Origin of the sequence: Vibrio sp. D404a, from assembly GCF_030248535.1 — a bacterium.
In the GTDB taxonomy this organism is placed as follows: Bacteria; Pseudomonadota; Gammaproteobacteria; order Enterobacterales; family Vibrionaceae; genus Vibrio.
In genome coordinates, this window is the sequence record NZ_JAHGAJ010000004.1 from 55,070 (window position 1) to 74,413 (window position 19,344).

General features: G+C 47.8%; 17 protein-coding genes. 1 reads left to right on the top strand and 16 read right to left on the bottom strand.

Going from position 1 to position 19,344, the window contains the following annotated elements; all coding sequences use genetic code 11:
• Positions 1-289: 289 nt before the first annotated feature.
• From KI655_RS02495 to guaB, 3 genes are all read right to left on the bottom strand, one after another.
• The gene (locus tag KI655_RS02495) at positions 290-2,011 is read right to left on the bottom strand and encodes a chitinase (RefSeq protein ID WP_285401392.1); all 1,722 of its coding nucleotides are present in this window, start codon (positions 2,009-2,011) and stop codon (positions 290-292) included.
• 238 nt (positions 2,012-2,249) lie between these two features.
• Positions 2,250-3,803 (bottom strand): glutamine-hydrolyzing GMP synthase, encoded by a 1,554-nt coding sequence (guaA, locus tag KI655_RS02500; RefSeq protein WP_032551338.1) that lies wholly within the window; start codon positions 3,801-3,803, stop codon positions 2,250-2,252.
• A gap of 199 nt (positions 3,804-4,002) precedes the next feature.
• Positions 4,003-5,466: an IMP dehydrogenase gene (gene guaB / locus KI655_RS02505; RefSeq protein ID WP_150871141.1), complete on the bottom strand. Its 1,464-nt coding sequence runs from the start codon at positions 5,464-5,466 to the stop codon at positions 4,003-4,005.
• Positions 5,467-5,704: 238 nt separating this feature from the next.
• Here guaB and xseA point away from each other — a divergent pair, with 238 nt between their 5' ends.
• A complete protein-coding gene (xseA, locus tag KI655_RS02510; RefSeq protein ID WP_285401396.1) occupies positions 5,705-7,045 on the top strand; it encodes an exodeoxyribonuclease VII large subunit in 1,341 nt (446 codons plus the stop codon).
• Positions 7,046-7,131: 86 nt separating this feature from the next.
• Here the strand turns inward: xseA and ureG are convergent, their stop codons facing one another.
• The 13 genes from ureG to urtA all read right to left on the bottom strand — a co-directional run bounded on the left by ureG (position 7,132) and on the right by urtA (position 19,109).
• Entirely contained in the window at positions 7,132-7,770 is a 639-nt protein-coding gene (gene ureG / locus KI655_RS02515; protein WP_285401398.1) for an urease accessory protein UreG, read from the bottom strand.
• A 38-nt stretch (positions 7,771-7,808) separates the two neighbouring features.
• Entirely contained in the window at positions 7,809-8,489 is a 681-nt protein-coding gene (locus KI655_RS02520; protein ID WP_285401400.1) for an urease accessory protein UreF, read from the bottom strand.
• 21 nt (positions 8,490-8,510) lie between these two features.
• Positions 8,511-9,095, bottom strand: a complete 585-nt coding sequence (locus tag KI655_RS02525) for a HupE/UreJ family protein (RefSeq protein WP_285401402.1) — start codon at positions 9,093-9,095, stop codon at positions 8,511-8,513.
• 66 nt (positions 9,096-9,161) lie between these two features.
• Positions 9,162-9,614, bottom strand: coding sequence for an urease accessory protein UreE (gene ureE / locus KI655_RS02530; RefSeq protein ID WP_285401404.1), 453 nt, complete (start codon positions 9,612-9,614; stop codon positions 9,162-9,164).
• 112 nt (positions 9,615-9,726) lie between these two features.
• A complete protein-coding gene (ureC, locus tag KI655_RS02535) occupies positions 9,727-11,430 on the bottom strand; it encodes an urease subunit alpha (protein ID WP_285401406.1) in 1,704 nt (567 codons plus the stop codon).
• Between the two features lie 39 nt (positions 11,431-11,469).
• Complete coding sequence (locus tag KI655_RS02540; RefSeq protein WP_285401408.1) at positions 11,470-11,805, bottom strand: urease subunit beta; 336 nt, start codon at positions 11,803-11,805, stop codon at positions 11,470-11,472.
• 10 nt (positions 11,806-11,815) lie between these two features.
• The gene (gene ureA / locus KI655_RS02545; protein WP_032551330.1) at positions 11,816-12,118 is read right to left on the bottom strand and encodes an urease subunit gamma; all 303 of its coding nucleotides are present in this window, start codon (positions 12,116-12,118) and stop codon (positions 11,816-11,818) included.
• A 130-nt stretch (positions 12,119-12,248) separates the two neighbouring features.
• Positions 12,249-13,178, bottom strand: a complete 930-nt coding sequence (locus tag KI655_RS02550) for an urease accessory protein UreD (RefSeq protein WP_285401410.1) — start codon at positions 13,176-13,178, stop codon at positions 12,249-12,251.
• Positions 13,175-13,870: an urea ABC transporter ATP-binding subunit UrtE gene (gene urtE / locus KI655_RS02555; protein WP_285401412.1), complete on the bottom strand. Its 696-nt coding sequence runs from the start codon at positions 13,868-13,870 to the stop codon at positions 13,175-13,177. The genes KI655_RS02550 and urtE overlap by 4 nt, the downstream gene beginning before the upstream one ends.
• A gap of 1 nt (position 13,871) precedes the next feature.
• Entirely contained in the window at positions 13,872-14,714 is an 843-nt protein-coding gene (urtD, locus tag KI655_RS02560; RefSeq protein ID WP_285401414.1) for an urea ABC transporter ATP-binding protein UrtD, read from the bottom strand.
• Positions 14,711-15,934, bottom strand: a complete 1,224-nt coding sequence (gene urtC / locus KI655_RS02565) for an urea ABC transporter permease subunit UrtC (RefSeq protein WP_285401416.1) — start codon at positions 15,932-15,934, stop codon at positions 14,711-14,713. Before urtC ends, urtD begins: the two co-directional genes overlap by 4 nt.
• 10 nt (positions 15,935-15,944) lie before the next feature.
• Positions 15,945-17,573: an urea ABC transporter permease subunit UrtB gene (gene urtB, locus KI655_RS02570; RefSeq protein ID WP_285401418.1), complete on the bottom strand. Its 1,629-nt coding sequence runs from the start codon at positions 17,571-17,573 to the stop codon at positions 15,945-15,947.
• Between the two features lie 249 nt (positions 17,574-17,822).
• A complete protein-coding gene (gene urtA, locus KI655_RS02575; protein WP_285401420.1) occupies positions 17,823-19,109 on the bottom strand; it encodes an urea ABC transporter substrate-binding protein in 1,287 nt (428 codons plus the stop codon).
• Positions 19,110-19,344 lie beyond the last annotated feature (235 nt).

Genomic DNA, 19,344 nt, shown 5'->3' on the forward strand with positions numbered 1-19,344 from the left:
GAAAAGATTCGTTAGATGCGAGTAAGCGAGATTAGGGATACGAAGAGCAACAGAGAATGCGCTCTTCGCTACTCGTTTACTCTCATCTCGTATCTGATCATTGATACGAGTATCGAGATGAGAGATACGAAAAAATCTTATACTTTTAAATGCGCGGAGTTTGGGAGCAATCAAAAACAGGCTCTTCGCCACTCGTTTACTCGCATCTCGCATCTATTCCTAACCACCAAAAAGCCGAGCATGTGCCCGGCTTATTTGATCGTCATTCACTCATCAAGTGTGAACCTTACTACTGACAACTAATCTCATCCCAGAACCAGTTTGATTGAACTGGGCTCTCCCATACACCGGGGCCGTTTTTCGCGACAAAGCACTTACCTTGGTATGTCACCTTCTCACCGTCACTCACCTGAGTAACACCCGGCTCCCAAGTGGTAAATTCGCTTGGAACGACTAGCGGTTCAGTAACTGGTGGCTCGACTGGAGGATTCGTTACCGGAGGCTCAGTCACTGGCGGATCTACAGGTGTTGGATCGGGCTCTACAGGTGGTGTTGGTTCGCCAGCGATCAGTTTCCAAGGGCCGCCAGCGGAAGGCTCATCGCCTTGTGTCCACCACTTCGCCTCATAAGTCGCGCCGTTAAAGGTCACCTGATCGCCAGTGTTATAAACCTTATTGGCATCCCAACCATTACCACCCGGGTTCGTTCCAGGATCTACCGGTTCTAGCTTGTCGACCACACGCACTTCTGGCCAGCTCGCATGAGAGCCATAAAAGTTGGTCACACACTTCTCGTAATCACCCGGTACTAATGCAGAGTAAGCGGTTTGGAAACCAACTAACTCACACTCAAATGAAAAACCTTCTGGGCGATCGGCGTAGTATTTCCAGTTACCATCCCAGTTGGTGTAAAGCACATCGGTTGCGCCGTTAAGGTTCAAACTACCGTAAGGCGTTTGCTGCCAACAGGTATTCTGCTCATCGGCTTCAATTGGGATCTGATAATGTTCAGCTAAACCTTCCCAGTAACGAATGCGGTTAACTGGTTGGCCTTTGTCTTTATTCTGTTCACCACACTCAATACCGCCGTTAATCACATTAATTGTGGTGCCAAACCCGTAGCCAATGCCCGCATCCAGTTCACGTTGAGATGGCGTCCAAGTACGGTCAATAACATGCAGCATCGCTGGCTTCGGCGCTTGAGGAGTTAAGAAGAACCAAATAGCTGAAGCCAAGTTCAACCATGAATCAGCAACTAAACCGGGATTATTTAAAAGAACCGTTGCATCACCATCGAACATCACCTCAGAGAAGGCGCCATAGTTAAAATGGTAAGAGAGCTGTTTAGCACCACGACCGAAGTAACCCTGCCCTGCCGCACATGGCCAGCGCGCATTTTGCCAATCATTCTGACCACAACCTGTGGTGTAACCTTCTTGCCCTTCAGACCAGCCCATTTCGCGAACATGGACTAACGCTTGCTGCCACTCTTCGAGAGCCAATGGATTATCAGAGGTGTTGTCTATCGCGATGTGACCGCCCGTCTCTTGAGAGAAGTGCGCAAACGCGGTGATGATGGATTTCTTACAGATGGCATCAGAGTCACGGCCATCAGTGTACTCTCCACAGAATGCAGGGAATTTGCCAATCGCACGTAGGAAACGTGTGTAAGTGTATTCTGGTGCAGCCATCTGAGTAAGGAAATCCCATTCAGATTGAGGGAATACACGCTCAACCCGCTTTACGTTTTCAGGGTTGGAAGGTGAACCGGGCTCTATCGCTTCGACAATCGTATTGGAGCGAGTTTGCAGTGCCTGCGACCAAATCGCATACATAGGATCCGAGGCCTTAGATTGCTCAACAGCGGCAAGATCGGCTCTCGAAACAAGATAGCCTGTTGGGTTCTGCGGATCAGGTTGGATATTCATCGTTGGTTGACTGTTGGTCGCCGCATGGCTTCCGCCAACAAAAAGCGCACTCAAAACAAGCGCTATTGGTTTCACGTTTAACATAGTTTGTTCTCTTATAAGTAACGTCGATAAGAGAGTATGTGGCACGATGAAAAGGCTCTAGTGCCGAACGGTTAAATCGAAAAGAAGTGCGAGTCGCTTACTAGTAATTTATAAATGACTTCATCTTGTCTCAGTCATTGTGGCGATTGGCTCCAAAAAAAAACAAAAAGCCCCGAACAGAGTTCGAGGCTTCTAGAATCTAAGACAAATTTGTCTCGATTACATCAACAGAGAGAGATTATTCCCACTCGATTGTTGCTGGTGGCTTACCAGAAATGTCGTAAACAACACGTGAAATGCCGTCAACTTCGTTGATAATACGGTTAGAAACCTTACCTAGGAAGTCGTATGGTAGATGTGCCCAGTGAGCAGTCATGAAGTCGATTGTTTCTACAGCACGTAGAGACACAACCCAATCGTACTTACGGCCATCGCCCATTACACCAACAGAACGTACTGGTAGGAATACCGTGAACGCTTGAGATACTTTGTGGTATAGGTCAGCAGCATGAAGCTCTTCAATGAAAATAGCATCTGCGCGACGTAGCAAGTCACAGTACTCTTTCTTGATTTCGCCAAGAACACGAACACCTAGACCTGGGCCTGGGAATGGGTGGCGGTAAAGCATGTTGTATGGAAGACCAAGCTCTAGACCGATCTTACGTACTTCATCTTTAAACAGCTCACGTAGAGGCTCAACAAGGCCCATTTCCATATCGTCTGGAAGACCACCAACGTTGTGGTGAGACTTGATAACGTGCGCTTTACCAGTCTTAGATGCCGCAGACTCAATTACGTCTGGGTAGATAGTACCCTGAGCTAGCCACTTAGCATTTTTCAGTTTCTTAGACTCTTCGTCGAAGATATCAACGAATACGTGACCGATGATCTTACGCTTAGCTTCAGGATCGTTCTCGCCTTTAAGCGCTTCTAGGAAACGGTCTTCAGCGTTTACGTGGATGATGTTTAGACCAAACTTGTTGCCGAACATATCCATAACTTGCTCTGCTTCGTTCAGACGAAGTAGGCCGTTATCTACGAATACACACGTTAGTTTGTCGCCGATAGCGCGGTGCGCAAGCATCGCAACGACTGATGAATCAACACCACCAGATAGACCAAGGATAACTTCGTCGTCACCTACTTGTTCTTTAATGCGTGCAACTGCATCTTCAATGATTGAAGCAGAAGTCCAAAGGCCTTCACAACCACATACATTAAGAACGAAGTTTTCTAGCATTTTCATGCCGTTCTTAGTGTGCGTTACTTCTGGGTGGAATTGAACGCCGTAGTATTTCTTCTCTTCGTTCGCCATTGCTGCGTAAGGACAAGTGTCTGTTTCACCTGTTTTAACGAAGTCAGCTGGGATTTCTACTACTTTGTCACCGTGGCTCATCCAAACATCTTGAGATGCTTCTAGATCAGCAAACAGTGCAGATTCACCTGTTACTTGTACTGCTGCGTAGCCGAACTCACGCTCAGTAGACGTTGCTACTTTACCGCCAAGTTGCTCAGCCATAGTTTGCATGCCGTAGCAGATACCGAATACAGGAACACCTGAATCAAATACATATTGAGGTGCACGTGGAGAGTTCTCTTCCGTTACACTTTCAGGGCCACCAGAAAGGATGATGCCGTCTGGGTTGAATTCACGAATATCCGCTTCTTCTACGTCCCAGCTCCAAAGTTCACAGTAAACACCGATTTCACGAATACGACGAGCAACTAGCTGCGTGTATTGAGAGCCGAAATCTAGAATTAGAATACGTTGGTCATGAATATTTTTAGTCATTGTAAGCAGTCTTATTGGCTATGTGATGAAACGGAGGCGAGTTTACTCACCTCTCATTAACTCTTCAAGAAATAAAGCAAACGTTTTCGTCAATTTTCTCTTACTCAATGTTTAATCACTATATAGATAGAGAAAAAACAGAGCTAGATAAAACAGTGTGCCTCTAATGGGCACACTATAAAACGCTTAAAGGAGGCGATTAACCTAGACGGTAGTTAGGCGCTTCTTTAGTAATTTGAACGTCGTGTACGTGAGACTCTTTCATGCCTGCACCAGAGATACGAACAAACTCTGCTTTAGTACGCATATCTTCTACTGTTGCTGAACCTGTTAGGCCCATGCTTGAGCGAAGACCACCCATTTGTTGGTGAACGATCTCTTTTAGGCGACCTTTGTATGCGATACGACCTTCGATACCTTCTGGTACCAGTTTGTCTGCTGCGTTGTCAGACTGGAAGTAACGGTCAGAAGAACCTTGAGACATTGCGCCAAGAGAACCCATACCACGGTAAGACTTGTAAGAACGACCGTTGTAAAGGATAACCTCGCCCGGTGCTTCTTCAGTACCAGCGAACATAGAACCAACCATCACACAAGATGCGCCAGCTACGATTGCTTTACAGATGTCACCAGAGAAACGGATACCGCCATCAGCGATAACTGGGATGCCGTATTCGTTAGCAACTTCTGCTGCGTCTGCGATTGCTGTTACTTGAGGAACACCAACACCAGTAACGATACGAGTTGTACAGATAGAACCAGGGCCGATACCTACTTTAACTGCGCTTACGCCAGCTTCGATAAGTGCACGAGCACCTGCACCCGTTGCAACGTTACCACCAATGATCTCTAGATCTGGGTAAGCTGCGCGAGTTTCGCGGATACGGTTTAGGACACCTTCAGAGTGACCGTGAGAAGAGTCGATAAGTAGAACGTCTACACCAGCTTCAACAAGAGCAGCAACGCGCTCTTCGTTACCAGCGCCAGCGCCAACAGCGGCACCAACACGTAGACTGCCGCGCTCATCTTTACATGCGTTTGGCTTACGTTCTGCTTTATGGAAATCTTTTGCTGTGATCATACCGGTTAGTTGGAACTCATCGTTCACTACCAGTACTTTCTCAACGCGTGCTTCGTGCATTTTCTCTTGCACTTCTTCACGTGTTGCACCTTCTTTAACTGAAGCTAGACGCGACTTAGGCGTCATCACTACGTCTACTTTCTTAGACAAGTCTGTTACGAAGCGAACGTCACGACCAGTAATGATACCAACCAGTTCGTTTGTTTCAGTAACAACTGGGAAACCAGCAAAGCCGTGCTTCTCAGTTAGAGCGACAACGTCAGCGATTGTTGCATCAGGACTTACTGTTACAGGGTGAGAAACCACACCTGCTTCGTAGATTTTAACCTGACGAACCATCTCAGCTTGTTGCTCGATAGACATGTTCTTGTGGATAAAGCCAATGCCACCTTCTTGCGCGAGTGCGATAGCCAGACGAGCTTCCGTCACGGTATCCATCGACGCAGAAATCATAGGGATGTTCAGTGAAATGTTTTTAGTCAGCTGAGTGCGAAGATCAGCTGTGTTTGGGAGAACAGTGGAGTGTGCTGGCACAAGTAGTACGTCATCGAATGTCAGCGCTTCTTTGGCAATTCTTAGCATTTGCAATATCTCACAATTGAGGGGTAGAAAGAAAAATCCCGCTTCATCGTTTCGCATAATGAGGCTCTTAGGATTAGATATTGCGGAGGGATTATACGCACGGGGAAATCGCTTGGCTACACATTTTTGTATTTTTTATTTGCATTTACCCCCTTGATATGTATTATATTGCCGCTATCTTCCATACTCACGCCCTGTGAGATACGACATAAGACCGTCCTACAAAGATAGTGCCTCTATGACCAATCCAAACATCTTTACTGTTTCTCGCCTCAATGCAGAGGTTCGACTTCTTCTTGAAAATGAAATGGGTATTGTCTGGCTCGTCGGAGAGATCTCCAATTTCTCAGCGCCTGTCTCTGGTCACTGGTACCTCACCCTTAAAGACTCTCGTGCTCAGGTGAAATGTGCCATGTTCCGCGGCAACAACCGCCGAGTGACATTTAAGCCTCAAAACGGTAATCAAGTATTAGTCAAAGCCCGCCTCTCTCTCTATGAGCCACGCGGTGACTATCAACTGATCATCGAAAGCATGCAGCCAGAGGGCGATGGTCGGCTTCAGCAAGAGTTTGAAAAACTCAAAATGAACCTTGCTGCAGAAGGTCTGTTTGCTCAATCAAATAAGCAACCTCTGCCAGAACACCCTAAGCGTGTTGGTGTCATCACATCAAAAACGGGTGCCGCTCTCTACGATATCTTGGACGTACTAAAGCGTCGTGATCCATCTTTGCCTGTTGTGGTTTACCCAACCATGGTTCAAGGCGAAGAAGCAGCGATTCAGATTGCTCAAGCAATTGGACGCGCCAATGAGCGTAATGAGTGTGACGTGTTAATTGTGGGCCGTGGCGGCGGTTCACTGGAAGACCTATGGTGCTTTAACAACGAGATCGTTGCGCGCACCATTGCCGCAAGCCAGATTCCAATCATCAGTGCCGTCGGCCACGAGGTGGATGTTACAATTGCTGACTTTGTTGCTGATATGCGCGCCCCTACTCCATCAGCGGCGGCTGAATTAGTGAGCCGTGATAACAGTCATAAAGAACAAGCTTTTTCTGCGAAGCGTGCACGCTTAGTCAGCGCGATTCGTCACCTATTAATGAAACAAGCACAATCGACACATGCGCTTAAGTTCCGCTTAGAGAAACAGCATCCAAGCTACCAGTTACAAAAACAGAGTCAGCAACTGGATGATCTAGACATGCGTCTGCGTCGTGGTATGGCTCAATACCTAAAGCAGCATGCACAGCGTGTCGAGCGTAAGCAGCATCAACTTCAATTGAACTCGCCTGTTAAGCGTTTGGGCGAACAAAAACTGCATCTGCAACGTTCAGAGCAAAAGCTATTGGATGCGATGGATAAGACATTGCTAACCACTCGCCACCAGCTCACAATGGCCGCAGAGAAGCTAGAAACAGTAAGCCCACTCGCGACGCTTAAGCGTGGCTACAGCATCACTCATTCAGCCTCTAAACAGACGGTCTCTTCAATTGAAGATGTGAATGTTGGTGAAGTTATCAAAACGCAAGTTGAAGATGGCGTGATTGAATCTCAAGTCACCCAAAAGATTGCAAAAGCATAAGCGCCTAAGCAGCGTTAAACTAGAAAGCCCTATCAGATTTGATAGGGCTTTTGCTTATGGGGGGAATTATCAGAAGCTGCGAATGACTAGCTTGCCTTCTCTGGATCTTTAAGAGTAAGCATACCTTCAGTCACGATAAAGTCGATGATGGTATCTAGGCCTTTGCTCTCTTTAAGGTTGGTAAACACAAACGGCTTGGTTGGACGCATACGTTGCGTATCTTGTTCCATCACTTCTAGCGACGCGCCAACATAAGGTGCCAAATCAATCTTGTTAATCACCAGCAGATCCGAGCGAGTAATACCCGGGCCACCTTTACGTGGGATCTTTTCCCCTTCCGCTACATCAATTACATAGATAGTCAGGTCAGCAAGCTCTGGGCTGAACGTCGCACTCAGGTTATCACCGCCACTTTCAACAAACACCACATCTAGGTTTTTGTGCAGCTTAGCCAGCTCTTCAACGGCTGCGAGGTTCATCGACGCATCTTCACGAATCGCAGTGTGTGGGCAGCCGCCCGTCTCAACACCGATGATGCGATCCGGCTCTAGTGCTTCGGCGCGAGTTAGGATCTTTGCATCTTCCTGTGTATAAATATCGTTAGTAACGACCGCGATATTCAGCTTGTCACGAATCGCCTTACACAGCACCTCAAGCAGTGCCGTTTTACCAGAGCCTACCGGGCCGCCAATACCAATTCGAAGCGGTTGCTTATAACTTTCCATAGTCTTATTCCTTATATTCTTTCCACTACATCGTTGCGCTATGAACGAAATAGCCTTGTGTATTGTGTTTCATGCAGTGAGCTGGCTATCGACAACGAGGGCGTGAAACTGCCAATCATCCACTCTTCGATCTTACCTGCCTGTTTGATAACCTCTGGGAATCGTTCTGTGACATTCAGTAACGCAAGCTGACCATCGGTTTGACCAAGTGGCACTAGCTTCACGCCTGCAGTGACCAAATTCTCTAACCAGCTCCACAGGTAGCCTTGCTTCAAATCCTCTAAACTGATTTTCCAATGCCTTGCTGCTATGCAGAATCCCAACAGTTGATTGGGGTGCGATTGGATTGAATCCATGACAGAGACATCAATCTCCAATCGCTTAAGCAAAGTAAACAGAGCCAACCCACGCTGCTTTTCCTCCGCACGCAGTTCGCTGGTTTCACGGCTTGCGTACAAAAAATTACACCAGTACTCAATCTGATCGAGCTCGCCTTGTTCTAGTGCCAGATAGAGTCGATCGATAATTGGCAGCTCTAGGGTGGCGACGCTTGAGTTCGCCATGTAATTCAGCCACTGCTCCATCGTACCGCGATTGGTCACCCACCCCGCTTCCACGGCATATTCCAGCCCTTGAGAGTAGGTGAAGCCACCGATTGGTAATGAAGGGCTAATTAATTGAAATAGGCGATAGCTCGCGACATTTGCTGTTGCTTGCATGCTTATCTCCCTAAGGGCTATTTAGGCCGCCATTAAAAACAGCGCACTTAGCGAAGCCACACCCAGTGATGCCCATTTTGAATACAGCGCCTTACCGGCAACATAGCCAACGCCCATCAACCCTAAAGCACTTACCCCCATGCCTGCCGCGAACTGTGCAAGACCAGACGCAGCTTCAACGCCGTGAGCGTAACCATGGAAGAACAGGAAACCGATAGAAACCGCCAGTACGCTGTTGACCTTAGTTGTAGAAGGTGAAAACACATGCCACAAGCACAGGCTTACAACAAACAGAGAAGCGATGATCGCAGGCTCAACCACGACAGAGAAGCCCATTGCTTGACCAACTAATAGTCCCGCCATCAGAGAAACAAGACCGCCACCGACTAGAGCGGATTTAATCTTGTTAGAATAAGAGAGCGCACCAATCAACATGCCAAATGCCACCAGCATGATAAGGTGATCGACACCGGTCACTGGGTGCGTTAGGCCAGAGAGCAGTGAGTGAGAGCCGTGGTCATGACCCGAGTGAGCCAGAGCCAATGTTGATGTTGTTAGCGAAGCGATTGTTAATGTCGTTAAGCCTGTAGCGTATTTAAAGTTCATCGCGTAATCCTTGCGTTATTCTTATCGTTGTTGTGTTTATAAATTAATGTGTCTCAAGTGACTCGATTAGTGATGGTGGTGATGACCGCCAGAGCGCCCACCATAAGCCCCACCTTCTGGTTCAAAGGGTTGTTTTTCAGTGGTTACTGTTGCGCCCAAGCCCTCTACCATTTCATCCAGTACATGGTCGTGCTGATAGCGAACCCAGCCTGCCTCTACTTGTAGGGGAACATGTCGATTACCTAAGTGATAAGCCACGCGCGTCAGCAGGTGCGCATCATCGCAATACACCGTAGAAACAGTTTCTGGTGCCGCTTTGACTTCAACCGTTAAGCCACACTCACTGGTGAGCTGTTCGCCTCCACGTAGGATGTGTCCGCGCGGAAGAAACAAACCAGCATCACGGCCATCATCGAGCGTCACTTTAAGACGACTCTTAATACGACTATCGATCGGTAGGCTCAAAAAGCCGTCGGGCGCCGTGCTCTGCTCTGCTTGAATTTGAGTTAGTTCAATCATGTTATTACTCAACCTCCATATGAGATTCATAACCTTATGTAAGGCGTAGAATTAGATTCCGAGCTCTTAAAACAAGAGTGTTCAAATCAAGAGCTCTCTAAAATAATTTTCTTTAAAACAAAAAGTAACGCTGTGCCATCGGCAACTCTTTGGCCGGCTCACACTCAAGCAGCTGACCATCGGCTCGTACTTGATAGGTTTGTGAATCCACTTCGATCTTCGGCATCCAATCATTGAGCTTCATATCTGCTTTACTGATGTTGCGACAATTACTGACCACACCAATCAGGCTCTTCAACCCAAGCTGCTTATCAATGTTTTGCGCCTTGGCTTCTTTAGAAACAAACAGCATTGAGGTGTTTTGACTTGCCTTGCCCGAGCTACCAAACATAGAGCGGTAGTGCACAGGCTGTGGCGTTGGGATAGAGGCATTAGGATCGCCCATCGGTGCCATCGCGATCATGCCACCTTTTAGAATCACGCTTGGTTTGACACCAAAGAAAGCTGGTTTCCACAACACAAGGTCGGCCAACTTTCCTTCTTCAATTGAGCCAATTTCATGCGCCATGCCGTGAGTGATAGCAGGGTTGATGGTGTATTTTGCAATGTAGCGACGCAGACGGAAGTTATCGCTGTAGTCTGAATCCTCCTCCAGGCTGCCACGCTGCACTTTCATCTTGTGCGCGGTTTGCCAAGTGCGAGTGACCACCTCACCTACGCGCCCCATTGCTTGCGAATCCGATGCAATCATCGAGAACGCGCCAAGATCATGAAGAATATCTTCGGCAGCGATGGTTTCACGACGAATACGAGACTCAGCAAACGCGACATCTTCAGCAATCGACGGTGACAAGTGGTGGCACACCATCAGCATATCTAAATGCTCATCAACGGTATTGACGGTGTAAGGCCTTGTTGGGTTGGTTGATGACGGCAATACATTTGGTTCACCTGCAGCACGAATGATATCGGGCGCATGACCGCCACCTGCTCCTTCGGTGTGATAGGTATGAATCACGCGATCACCAATTGCACCGAGTGTCGATTCCACAAAGCCTGATTCGTTCAAGGTGTCAGTATGAATAGCAACCTGTACATCCATTTCATCGGCAACACTTAAACACGTATCAATCGATGCAGGTGTTGTCCCCCAGTCTTCATGCAGCTTTAAGCCAACTGCACCCGCAGCCACTTGCTCGCGCAGTGCTTCTGGTTGGCTGGCGTTACCCTTGCCGAGTAAACCAAAATTCATTGGGTACTCGTCCAAGGCTTCCAACATACGGTGCATGTTCCACGGACCCGGCGTACAGGTGGTGGCGTTAGTACCTGTATTTGGTCCAGTACCACCACCAATCATGGTCGTGACACCTGACGCCAATGCCTCTTCAATCTGCTGCGGACAGATAAAGTGAATGTGGGAATCGATACCACCAGCAGTGAGGATTGAACCCTCGCCCGCCAAGATCTCAGTCCCCGGGCCAATCACAATATCAACGCCCGGTTGTACGTCTGGGTTGCCTGCTTTACCAAGCGACTGAATGCGGCCATCTTTAATCGCAACATCGGCTTTAACGATGCCCCAATAATCAAGTACCACGGCATTGGTGATCACAAGGTCTGGTGTTTCCGCACTGACTCGTTGGCTCTGTCCCATGCCATCACGAATCACTTTACCGCCACCAAACTTCACTTCGTCACCGTAAACGGTGTAGTCTTTTTCTACTTCTAGCCATAAATCGGTATCAGCAAGACGCACTCGGTCACCGACTGTTGGCCCAAACATCTCGGCATAAGCCTGTCTGGATATCGTCGCCATTATCAATCCTTTGTTATTTTCATTATTTCGTGGGAGCGCTTAGAGCTTGCCCATTACCTTTCCTTGAAAACCGTACACTTCCCTTGCGCCTGCGTAGCTCACCAACTCAACCGTGCGCGACTGGCCGGGTTCAAAGCGGGTTGCTGTCCCTGCAGGAATATTTAGGCGATAGCCCTTGGTTAACTCGCGTTCGAAAATCAGCGATGGGTTCGCTTCGTAGAAATGGTAATGAGATCCAATTTGAACCGGACGGTCACCGATATTGTTGACCTTAACAGAGACAGTATCTCGCCCTTCGTTCAAGGTGATACTGCCGGGTGCTGTTTCGATTTTTCCCGGTACAAATCCGCTGTAATTAGTATTAGAACTGGCCATAACTCCCTCCTTACACAATCGGTTCGTGAACGGTCACCAGTTTGGTGCCATCAGGAAAGGTGGCCTCGACCTGTACATCGGGGATCATTGATGGAATGCCTTCCATTACATCATCGACGGTGAGAAGAGTTCGTCCGAAATCCATCAGCTCAGAGACGGTTTTACCTTCTCTTGCACCTTCTAAAATGGCGCTACTGATCAATGCAATGGACTCAGGGTAATTGAGTTTTAAGCCTTTATCTTTTCGCTGCTGAGCAAGCATGCCAGCGCAAAAAATGAGGAGTTTGTCTTTTTCTCTTGGTGTTAATTCCATTTATTTGCCCACTGTTCGTCTAGATACTTAGTCAGGTTTTCCTTCTGAGCTAAGCCAAGTTTCTATACAGCAAGCGAAAAAAAGTACCGAGGGCTGGAAGTCTACCCTCGGTACAAAAATGGGCAGGTCGCTAAGTCGCCCAAATCCTTGGTAAATCAGGGGTGGAGCCACAAAGATGTGAACGCGTTGCTTGCCATATCTGTCCAAAGGCTTGGAGAATATCTTCACTCCAATGACCTAAAGCTCGGATCACTATCAACCCTTCAATCTGTGTCGCGCCCATAATTAATGAGGACTTACTCGACGAACCAAAATGAACAGGTTGCAGTGAAGCTTGCTGTGTAATAGAGCAGAGCAAGCTCTGTACCAACTCTAAATCTTGTGGCTGGTCCGCGGTGATATAGAAGGTTCCCATCATGGGATAGTTTAATAAACCTATATTTATCATTAACTTATCACCACCATGAAAGTTAAAACCTTCGGTAAGCAATTTCTTGTTATCTAAGTAGATTTCGGTTTTGCCAACGAGGTGCCCTTGCTCAAATCCCTCATTTTGTGCAGGCCGACCAAAACAGTGCATCTCCCAACCCCAAAACTGTGCACCCTTTTCTAGGTAAATTTCAGTGTCTAAACGCACGTGTGCATCAGGAAAAAAGATGTTCTCTTGTGGCACCCACTCGAGGCGTGCATCTTTAGCAACGTGCAACATCTGTTTCTGCTTGGCGTATTTGGTATTTGAACGGTAGAACTTGGTCGCCCCCGGCGTGGTGATCAAGGTATTAGCGCCACTTTCTACTGATATATCAATATTTAACGAGTCACCACCTACGACACCACCTGGAGGATGCAGCAGATAGCTGTGACAGGTTTTCCCATCGGGATACAAGGGTCTTTGCACCGCCAATGGCCCGAGTTGGTAACGGTGTTTCAGCACGGTTTTGTCACCACGGTCAGTAAAGGTCAGATCAAGATTCGCTTGCCAACCATCACGAACGTCCTCCTCTATTGCTCCCCCTAATGGCATTGCGTCTTCCAAGATCGCATTAAGTACTTCGCTCATACCGTGAGATACTCCTTTATCAATTTCTCATCGAGGCCATCCATCTCGCCTTCTGCTACTTGTCGGCCTCGGTCTAGAATACAAAAACGATCGCCAACCTTTCGAGCAAACGGCAGCTTCTGCTCAACCAGCAGTACCGTCAGTCCCATCTTTTCGTTGAGCATGCGAATAATGTCGCCAATCTCTTGCACGATATTGGGCTGAATCCCTTCGGTTGGCTCATCGAGAATCAGTAGCTTTGGGTTCACCACCAACGCTCGACCGATCGCGAGCTGCTGCTGTTGCCCGCCAGACAAATCGCCACCGCGTCGATGTAGCATCTCCTTCAATACCGGAAACAGATCAAAGATAAACTCTGGGATCTTTCGATCGCCCTTGTCTCTAATTGGCAAGCCAACCTCTAAGTTTTCTTGAACCGTGAGCATGGGAAAGATCTGTCGCCCTTGGGGAACATAACCAATCCCTTGTCTTGGGCGCTCTTCTGCATCTGACTTTAATAGTGATTGTCCTGAGAGCGAGATATCACCGCTCTCAACTTTAACGAGACCCATAATGCACTGCAGTAATGTTGTTTTTCCGACGCCATTGCGCCCCATAAGCACGGTGCACTTCCCTTCTGGAATATGCATATCAAGATCCCACAAGGTGTGGCTTTCACCGTAATACTGGTTAACTGATTTCACTTGTAACATCTTATTCTCCCAGATAAACCTGTTTCACTTGTGAATGCGCTTGCACCTGATCCATGGTGCCTTCCGCCAGTACATGACCTTGGTGCAATACAGTTACATGACTGGCAATCGAGCGCACAAAATCCATATCGTGCTCAACCACGACCACGGAATGCTTGCCCGCCAGAGAATTGAGCAGCTCTGAGGTTCTGTCCATCTCTTGGTGAGTCATGCCTGCAACAGGCTCATCCACCAGCAACAGCTTAGGGTTCTGCATCAGCAGCATGCCGATTTCCAACCACTGCTTCTGACCATGAGACAGGTTCCCAGCTAAGTTGGCAGCCTCTTCGTGGAGATGAATCAACTCAAGTACAGAGAGCAGTTTATCTTTCTGCTCACCATTCATTACTGCGGTAAAGGTGCCCCACACTGAGCGAACACCAGACATAGCAAGCTCTAAGTTTTGCCATACGGTCAGACACTCAATCACGGTTGGCTTTTGGAACTTACGCCCAATACCCGCATTGGCAATCTCTGCTTCGTTCATCTTGAGTAGGTTGATGTTAGAGCCAAGCCACACCTCACCGGTATCAGGTTTGGTTTTACCGGTGATGATGTCCATCATGGTGGTTTTGCCCGCGCCATTAGGGCCAATGATGCAGCGCAACTCACCCTCTTTGATATAAAGGTTCAGATCGTTGATCGCTTGGAATCCATCAAAGCTCTTGTTGACCCCTTCTACGTACAACAAAATGTTATGACGGGTATCGATAGCTGGGTGTACATCTGGCTTGAGATAATCAAAGACCTGATCGCGGCGTGTCAGTGCACTCACCGAATCTTTTAGAGAATTCAATGTACTCATACTGTCACCTCCTGTGGCTTGATCGATGCGTTATCTGCGCTCGTTGAACGCGGGTTTGAAGGGGTATTGTTCGATGAATCATTATCGGAAGAATCAGACTTTGACGAGCTGGTTTTCTTGCGCAGCTGTTGCCATTTATCGCTCACAAAGCCAATCACACCCTGCGGGAAATACATGGTCGACAACACAAACAGACCACCCAGAGCAAATAGCCACACCTCTGGGAATTCGACCGTAAACCAACTCTTGGCATAGTTGATAATAAGCGCACCAACAATCGCACCAAACAGAGTGGCACGACCGCCCAAGGCAACCCAAACCACGACTTCAATGGAGTTAAGTGGAGCAAACTCACCGGGGTTGATGATACCGACTTGAGGCACATACAGAGCACCTGCAATACCAGCAATCACCGCCGATAACACAAACACCCACAACTTAATGCCATCAACGTCATAGCCCATAAAGCGAGTACGTGACTCTGTATCACGGATCGCCAGCGCAACACGGCCTAAACGGCTGGTGACCACCATGCGACACACGATGTAGCTGACAATCAAGGCTAAGCCCGTGCATACGAATAAACCAATTTTGGTCGCATCACTCTGCAGGCTAAAGCCGATAATATCTTTAAAGTCAGTCAGACCATTGTTACCACCAAAGCCCATTTCGTTACGGAAAAACGCCAGCATCAAAGCGTAGGTAAGTGCCTGCGTCATAATCGAAAGATAAACGCCCGATACTCGTGAACGAAATGCCAAGTAGCCAAACAGGTAAGCCAACGCGCCCGGCACCAATAGCACCATCAAGCAGGCAAACCAGAACTGGTCAAAGCCGTTCCAGAACCAAGGCAGTGCCGACCAATCGAGGAACACCATAAAGTCAGGGAGAACCGGATCGCCATACACCCCACGATCGCCAATCTGACGCATCAGGTACATGCCCATCGCATAACCACCAAGGGCAAAGAAGGCACCGTGCCCAAGACTGAGAATACCTAGGTAACCCCATACCAGATCGAGAGCCAACGCCAGCATCGCGTAGCTCAAATACTTACCCATCAATGAAATAGTAAAGGTTTCAACGTGTAATGGATGACCGCTAGGTAACAGTGTGTTGGCCATAGGCACCAAAACCACCGCTGCTAGCAAGATAAGGATCGTCAACTGACCGCCCTTGTCACCTCTCAATGCTGAGAGAACAAAAGATTTCGACTGCATAATGTTCTCCTTAACCTTCAGCCGCGCGTCCACGCTGAGGGAATAGCCCACGTGGTCGTTTTTGAATAAATAGAATGATGAAAACCAGTACTAGGATCTTGGCGAGCACCGCGCCAGCCCAAGGTTCGAGTATCTTGTTGAACAGACCCAAACTTAAGCCCGCCACTAGGGTTCCCCAAAGGTTACCTACACCGCCAAACACCACCACCATGAACGAATCTATGATGTAGGCTTGCCCCATGTTCGGACCAACGTTGGTGAGTTGCGATAGCGCCACACCCGCAACACCCGCAACACCAGAGCCTAGACCAAAGGTCATTGCGTCTACACGCTCAGAGCGAATACCCATAGCACGAGCCATTGCACGGTTTTGAGAGACAGCACGTACCTGTAAACCTAGAGGTGTTTTCTTTAGCATCATCAACAATCCCATAAAGACTAAGGCACAGAACAAGATGATATAGAGACGGTTGTAAGTCAGAGACAACATTGGGTTGAGCTCAAGCGCACCGGCCATCCACTCTGGCGTACTCACTGAACGATTCAATGGAGAGAAAATACTGCGCACCGCTTGTTGGAGGATCAGACTAATACCAAAGGTCGCAAGTAGCGTTTCGAGTGGACGACCGTAAAGGTGGCGAATCACAGAGCGTTCGATAAGAATCCCAACCAACCCCGAAACGATGAAGGCAACCGGGATCGACAGAAGCAGTGCAGCGCCGATATGATTCGGCATTAAGAGTTGAAGCACATACGTGGTATAAGCGCCTATCATGATCAATTCGCCATGCGCCATGTTGATCACGCCCATCACACCAAAGGTGATCGCAAGACCGATACCCGCCAGCACTAAGACCGAGCCTAAGCTCAAACCAAAGAACACCGTCTCGACACCCGAGTAGAAGGCTTGGCTCTGCTGATACTGATCGAGAGAACGGTTCGCGGCTTCGATAATGGCCGGTTCGCTCTCCTTAGATAACAGAGAGTTTAAGGTTTTGAGCACAGCCGATTGTTTAAAGTCTCCAAGTGTTTCAATCGCTTCGATACGTGACGCTACACTAGCTTGCGTATCTAGAGAGCTATGAACCGCCAACAGCAGTGCCATTAGATCGGCAACACCGTCATCTGACTCATTCGGCTGCATTTGCTTAATACGCTCAATGATCGAGAGATCCTTAGTACCAAGCAGATTATTCACTGATTGGTAGCGCACCGATGGTTCTTCACTGTTGAGACCCATTGAAGCGATTTCAATACGCAGTATTCCGCGCAGTTTGTTGTTTACACGTACCTTCTTGAATTGCTTACTCGACTCGATTGCCAGTGTCTCGTTACTCCATGCAGATTGAGCCTGCGTTGCTGTCTTGATCCCTTCAATCAAATACAGCTGTTGATAGTGGTCGCTTTTTCTATCACTAGCATAATAGAGCGTACCGTTAAGCCAGCCAGTTAAGAGCGGTTTTGCGACGCCTTCCGGTTGCGAAGCAATAAGCCATTCAATCGCCGACTCTTTTTCTGACGTTTTTTTACCAACTAGCGCCTTGGTAAAGCTTGCGTCGTCGGACACATCGGCCCACGCAAACTGAGCACTAACTACCAGAAGCAGCAGTGCTTTAAACACGTTTAATACGTTTTTCATTTATTGTTCCTTAACCCACCAAGCACGTTTTTATTCAAGCCACGTGTTCGCAGCCTATTGTTATTGTTCCTTGGAAACTTATTGTTGTTTGGAAACTGATTGTTCCTTGTAAACTGATAGCTCCTCGGAAACTGATTGTTCTTTGAAAACTGATTGCTGCTTGGAGACTCATCCTGATTTGGACTCATTAACGAAGGCGCCCTCGGCGAAGTTGACTGAAATGCCAAGGGCGCACGTATCCAGGTTTGCTTAGTTACTACCTGAACACTTCTTCGTTTCTACGTTGAACGCACCACACGAGAACGGCTTAGACCAGCTAGAGTAAAGCTTGGCTGATTCCGGCAAGTAGCTTGACCATGCGTCACCCGCAACAAGGCCTGTGGTTTCCCAAACAACTTCAAATTGACCGTCATCTTGGATCTCACCGATCAATACGGGTTTCGTGATGTGGTGGTTAGGCAACATGGTTGAATAGCCACCGGAAAGGTTAGGAACAGAAACACCGATCAATGCATCTTGGACTGCTTCTGCATCTGTCGTGCCTGCGTTGGTTACCGCTTGAGCCCACATGTTGAAGCCGACGTAGTGCGCCTCCATTGGGTCATTCGTCACACGCTTTTCACTCTTGATGAAGGATTGCCATGTCTCAACAAACTCTTCGTTGGCTTCAGTATCCACGCTCATGAAGTAGTTCCAAGCCGCAAGGTGACCAACCAATGGTTCGGTATCCATACCTGAAAGCTCTTCTTCACCGACCGAGAACGCAATCACTGGAATGTCTTCTGATGAAATGCCTTGTGCGCCCAGCTCTTTATAGAATGGGACGTTCGCATCACCATTGACCGTAGAGACTACCGCTGTCTTTTTGCCTGCGTCGCCAAACTTCTTGATGTCTGAAACGATGGACTGCCAATCTGAGTGACCAAATGGCGTGTAGTTGATCATGATGTCTTCTTGCGCGACACCTTTCTCTTTCAAATACGCTTCAAGGATTTTGTTGGTTGTGCGTGGGTAAACATAGTCGGTACCCGCCAGAACCCAGCGTTCCACTTCAAGCTCTTCCATCAGGTAATCCACCGCTGGAATCGCTTGTTGGTTTGGCGCGGCACCCGTGTAGAAAACGTTTTTCGAAGACTCTTCACCTTCATACTGAACAGGGTAGAAAAGGATGCTGTTGAGCTCTTCAAATACTGGAAGCATGGATTTTCGAGAAACAGATGTCCAACCACCGAAGACCACATCGACTTGCTCTTTTTCGATCAATTCACGCGCCTTTTCTGCGAATAGAGGCCAGTTTGACGCAGGATCGACAACCACAGGCTCAAGCTTCTTACCCAGTAGCCCGCCTTTTTTGTTCTGCTCTTCGATTAGCATAAGAACCGTGTCTTTTAGCGTGGTCTCACTGATCGCCATGGTGCCTGACAATGAGTGCAGAACACCAACCTTAATGGTGTCTTCTGCTGCAAGCACGCTTGCCGAAGAGAAAGAGAGTGAAGTACATAGTGCAGCTAACGATAATTTGAACACCTTGTTCATAGTTGTTACTCCATAATTGTTATTTGTTATCCAATTACAGAATTACAAGAAGAGTGCCAAGCTATCGATAAAGTAAAAAATAAATTAAACAATTGATTTTTAGAGATTTAAATTCATAGAGTACAACTTTGGTGCAGTATGCACTATGTAAGCTGATTCATGGTGGTGCAGTTGTCTCAGGAATGAACCAATATGAAACATGACCACAATAAAAAAGCCCAACTCGCTAAAAGCT

Excerpts from the sequence above, each read along its gene's own strand:
- xseA (WP_285401396.1), top strand. The coding sequence starts at position 5,705 with ATGACCAATCCAAACATCTTTACTGTTTCTCGCCTCAATGCAGAGGTT.
- KI655_RS02525 (WP_285401402.1), bottom strand. The coding sequence starts at position 9,095 with ATGAACTTTAAATACGCTACAGGCTTAACGACATTAACAATCGCTTCG.
- urtE (WP_285401412.1), bottom strand. The coding sequence starts at position 13,870 with ATGTTACAAGTGAAATCAGTTAACCAGTATTACGGTGAAAGCCACACC.
- urtA (WP_285401420.1), bottom strand. The coding sequence starts at position 19,109 with ATGAACAAGGTGTTCAAATTATCGTTAGCTGCACTATGTACTTCACTC.
- ureE (WP_285401404.1), bottom strand. The coding sequence starts at position 9,614 with ATGATTGAACTAACTCAAATTCAAGCAGAGCAGAGCACGGCGCCCGAC.
- ureA (WP_032551330.1), bottom strand. The coding sequence starts at position 12,118 with ATGGAATTAACACCAAGAGAAAAAGACAAACTCCTCATTTTTTGCGCT.
- KI655_RS02495 (WP_285401392.1), bottom strand. The coding sequence starts at position 2,011 with ATGTTAAACGTGAAACCAATAGCGCTTGTTTTGAGTGCGCTTTTTGTT.
- KI655_RS02520 (WP_285401400.1), bottom strand. The coding sequence starts at position 8,489 with ATGCAAGCAACAGCAAATGTCGCGAGCTATCGCCTATTTCAATTAATT.
- guaA (WP_032551338.1), bottom strand. The coding sequence starts at position 3,803 with ATGACTAAAAATATTCATGACCAACGTATTCTAATTCTAGATTTCGGC.
- guaB (WP_150871141.1), bottom strand. The coding sequence starts at position 5,466 with ATGCTAAGAATTGCCAAAGAAGCGCTGACATTCGATGACGTACTACTT.
- KI655_RS02540 (WP_285401408.1), bottom strand. The coding sequence starts at position 11,805 with ATGGCCAGTTCTAATACTAATTACAGCGGATTTGTACCGGGAAAAATC.
- urtD (WP_285401414.1), bottom strand. The coding sequence starts at position 14,714 with ATGAGTACATTGAATTCTCTAAAAGATTCGGTGAGTGCACTGACACGC.
- urtC (WP_285401416.1), bottom strand. The coding sequence starts at position 15,934 with ATGCAGTCGAAATCTTTTGTTCTCTCAGCATTGAGAGGTGACAAGGGC.
- KI655_RS02550 (WP_285401410.1), bottom strand. The coding sequence starts at position 13,178 with ATGAGCGAAGTACTTAATGCGATCTTGGAAGACGCAATGCCATTAGGG.
- ureG (WP_285401398.1), bottom strand. The coding sequence starts at position 7,770 with ATGGAAAGTTATAAGCAACCGCTTCGAATTGGTATTGGCGGCCCGGTA.
- ureC (WP_285401406.1), bottom strand. The coding sequence starts at position 11,430 with ATGGCGACGATATCCAGACAGGCTTATGCCGAGATGTTTGGGCCAACA.
- urtB (WP_285401418.1), bottom strand. The coding sequence starts at position 17,573 with ATGAAAAACGTATTAAACGTGTTTAAAGCACTGCTGCTTCTGGTAGTT.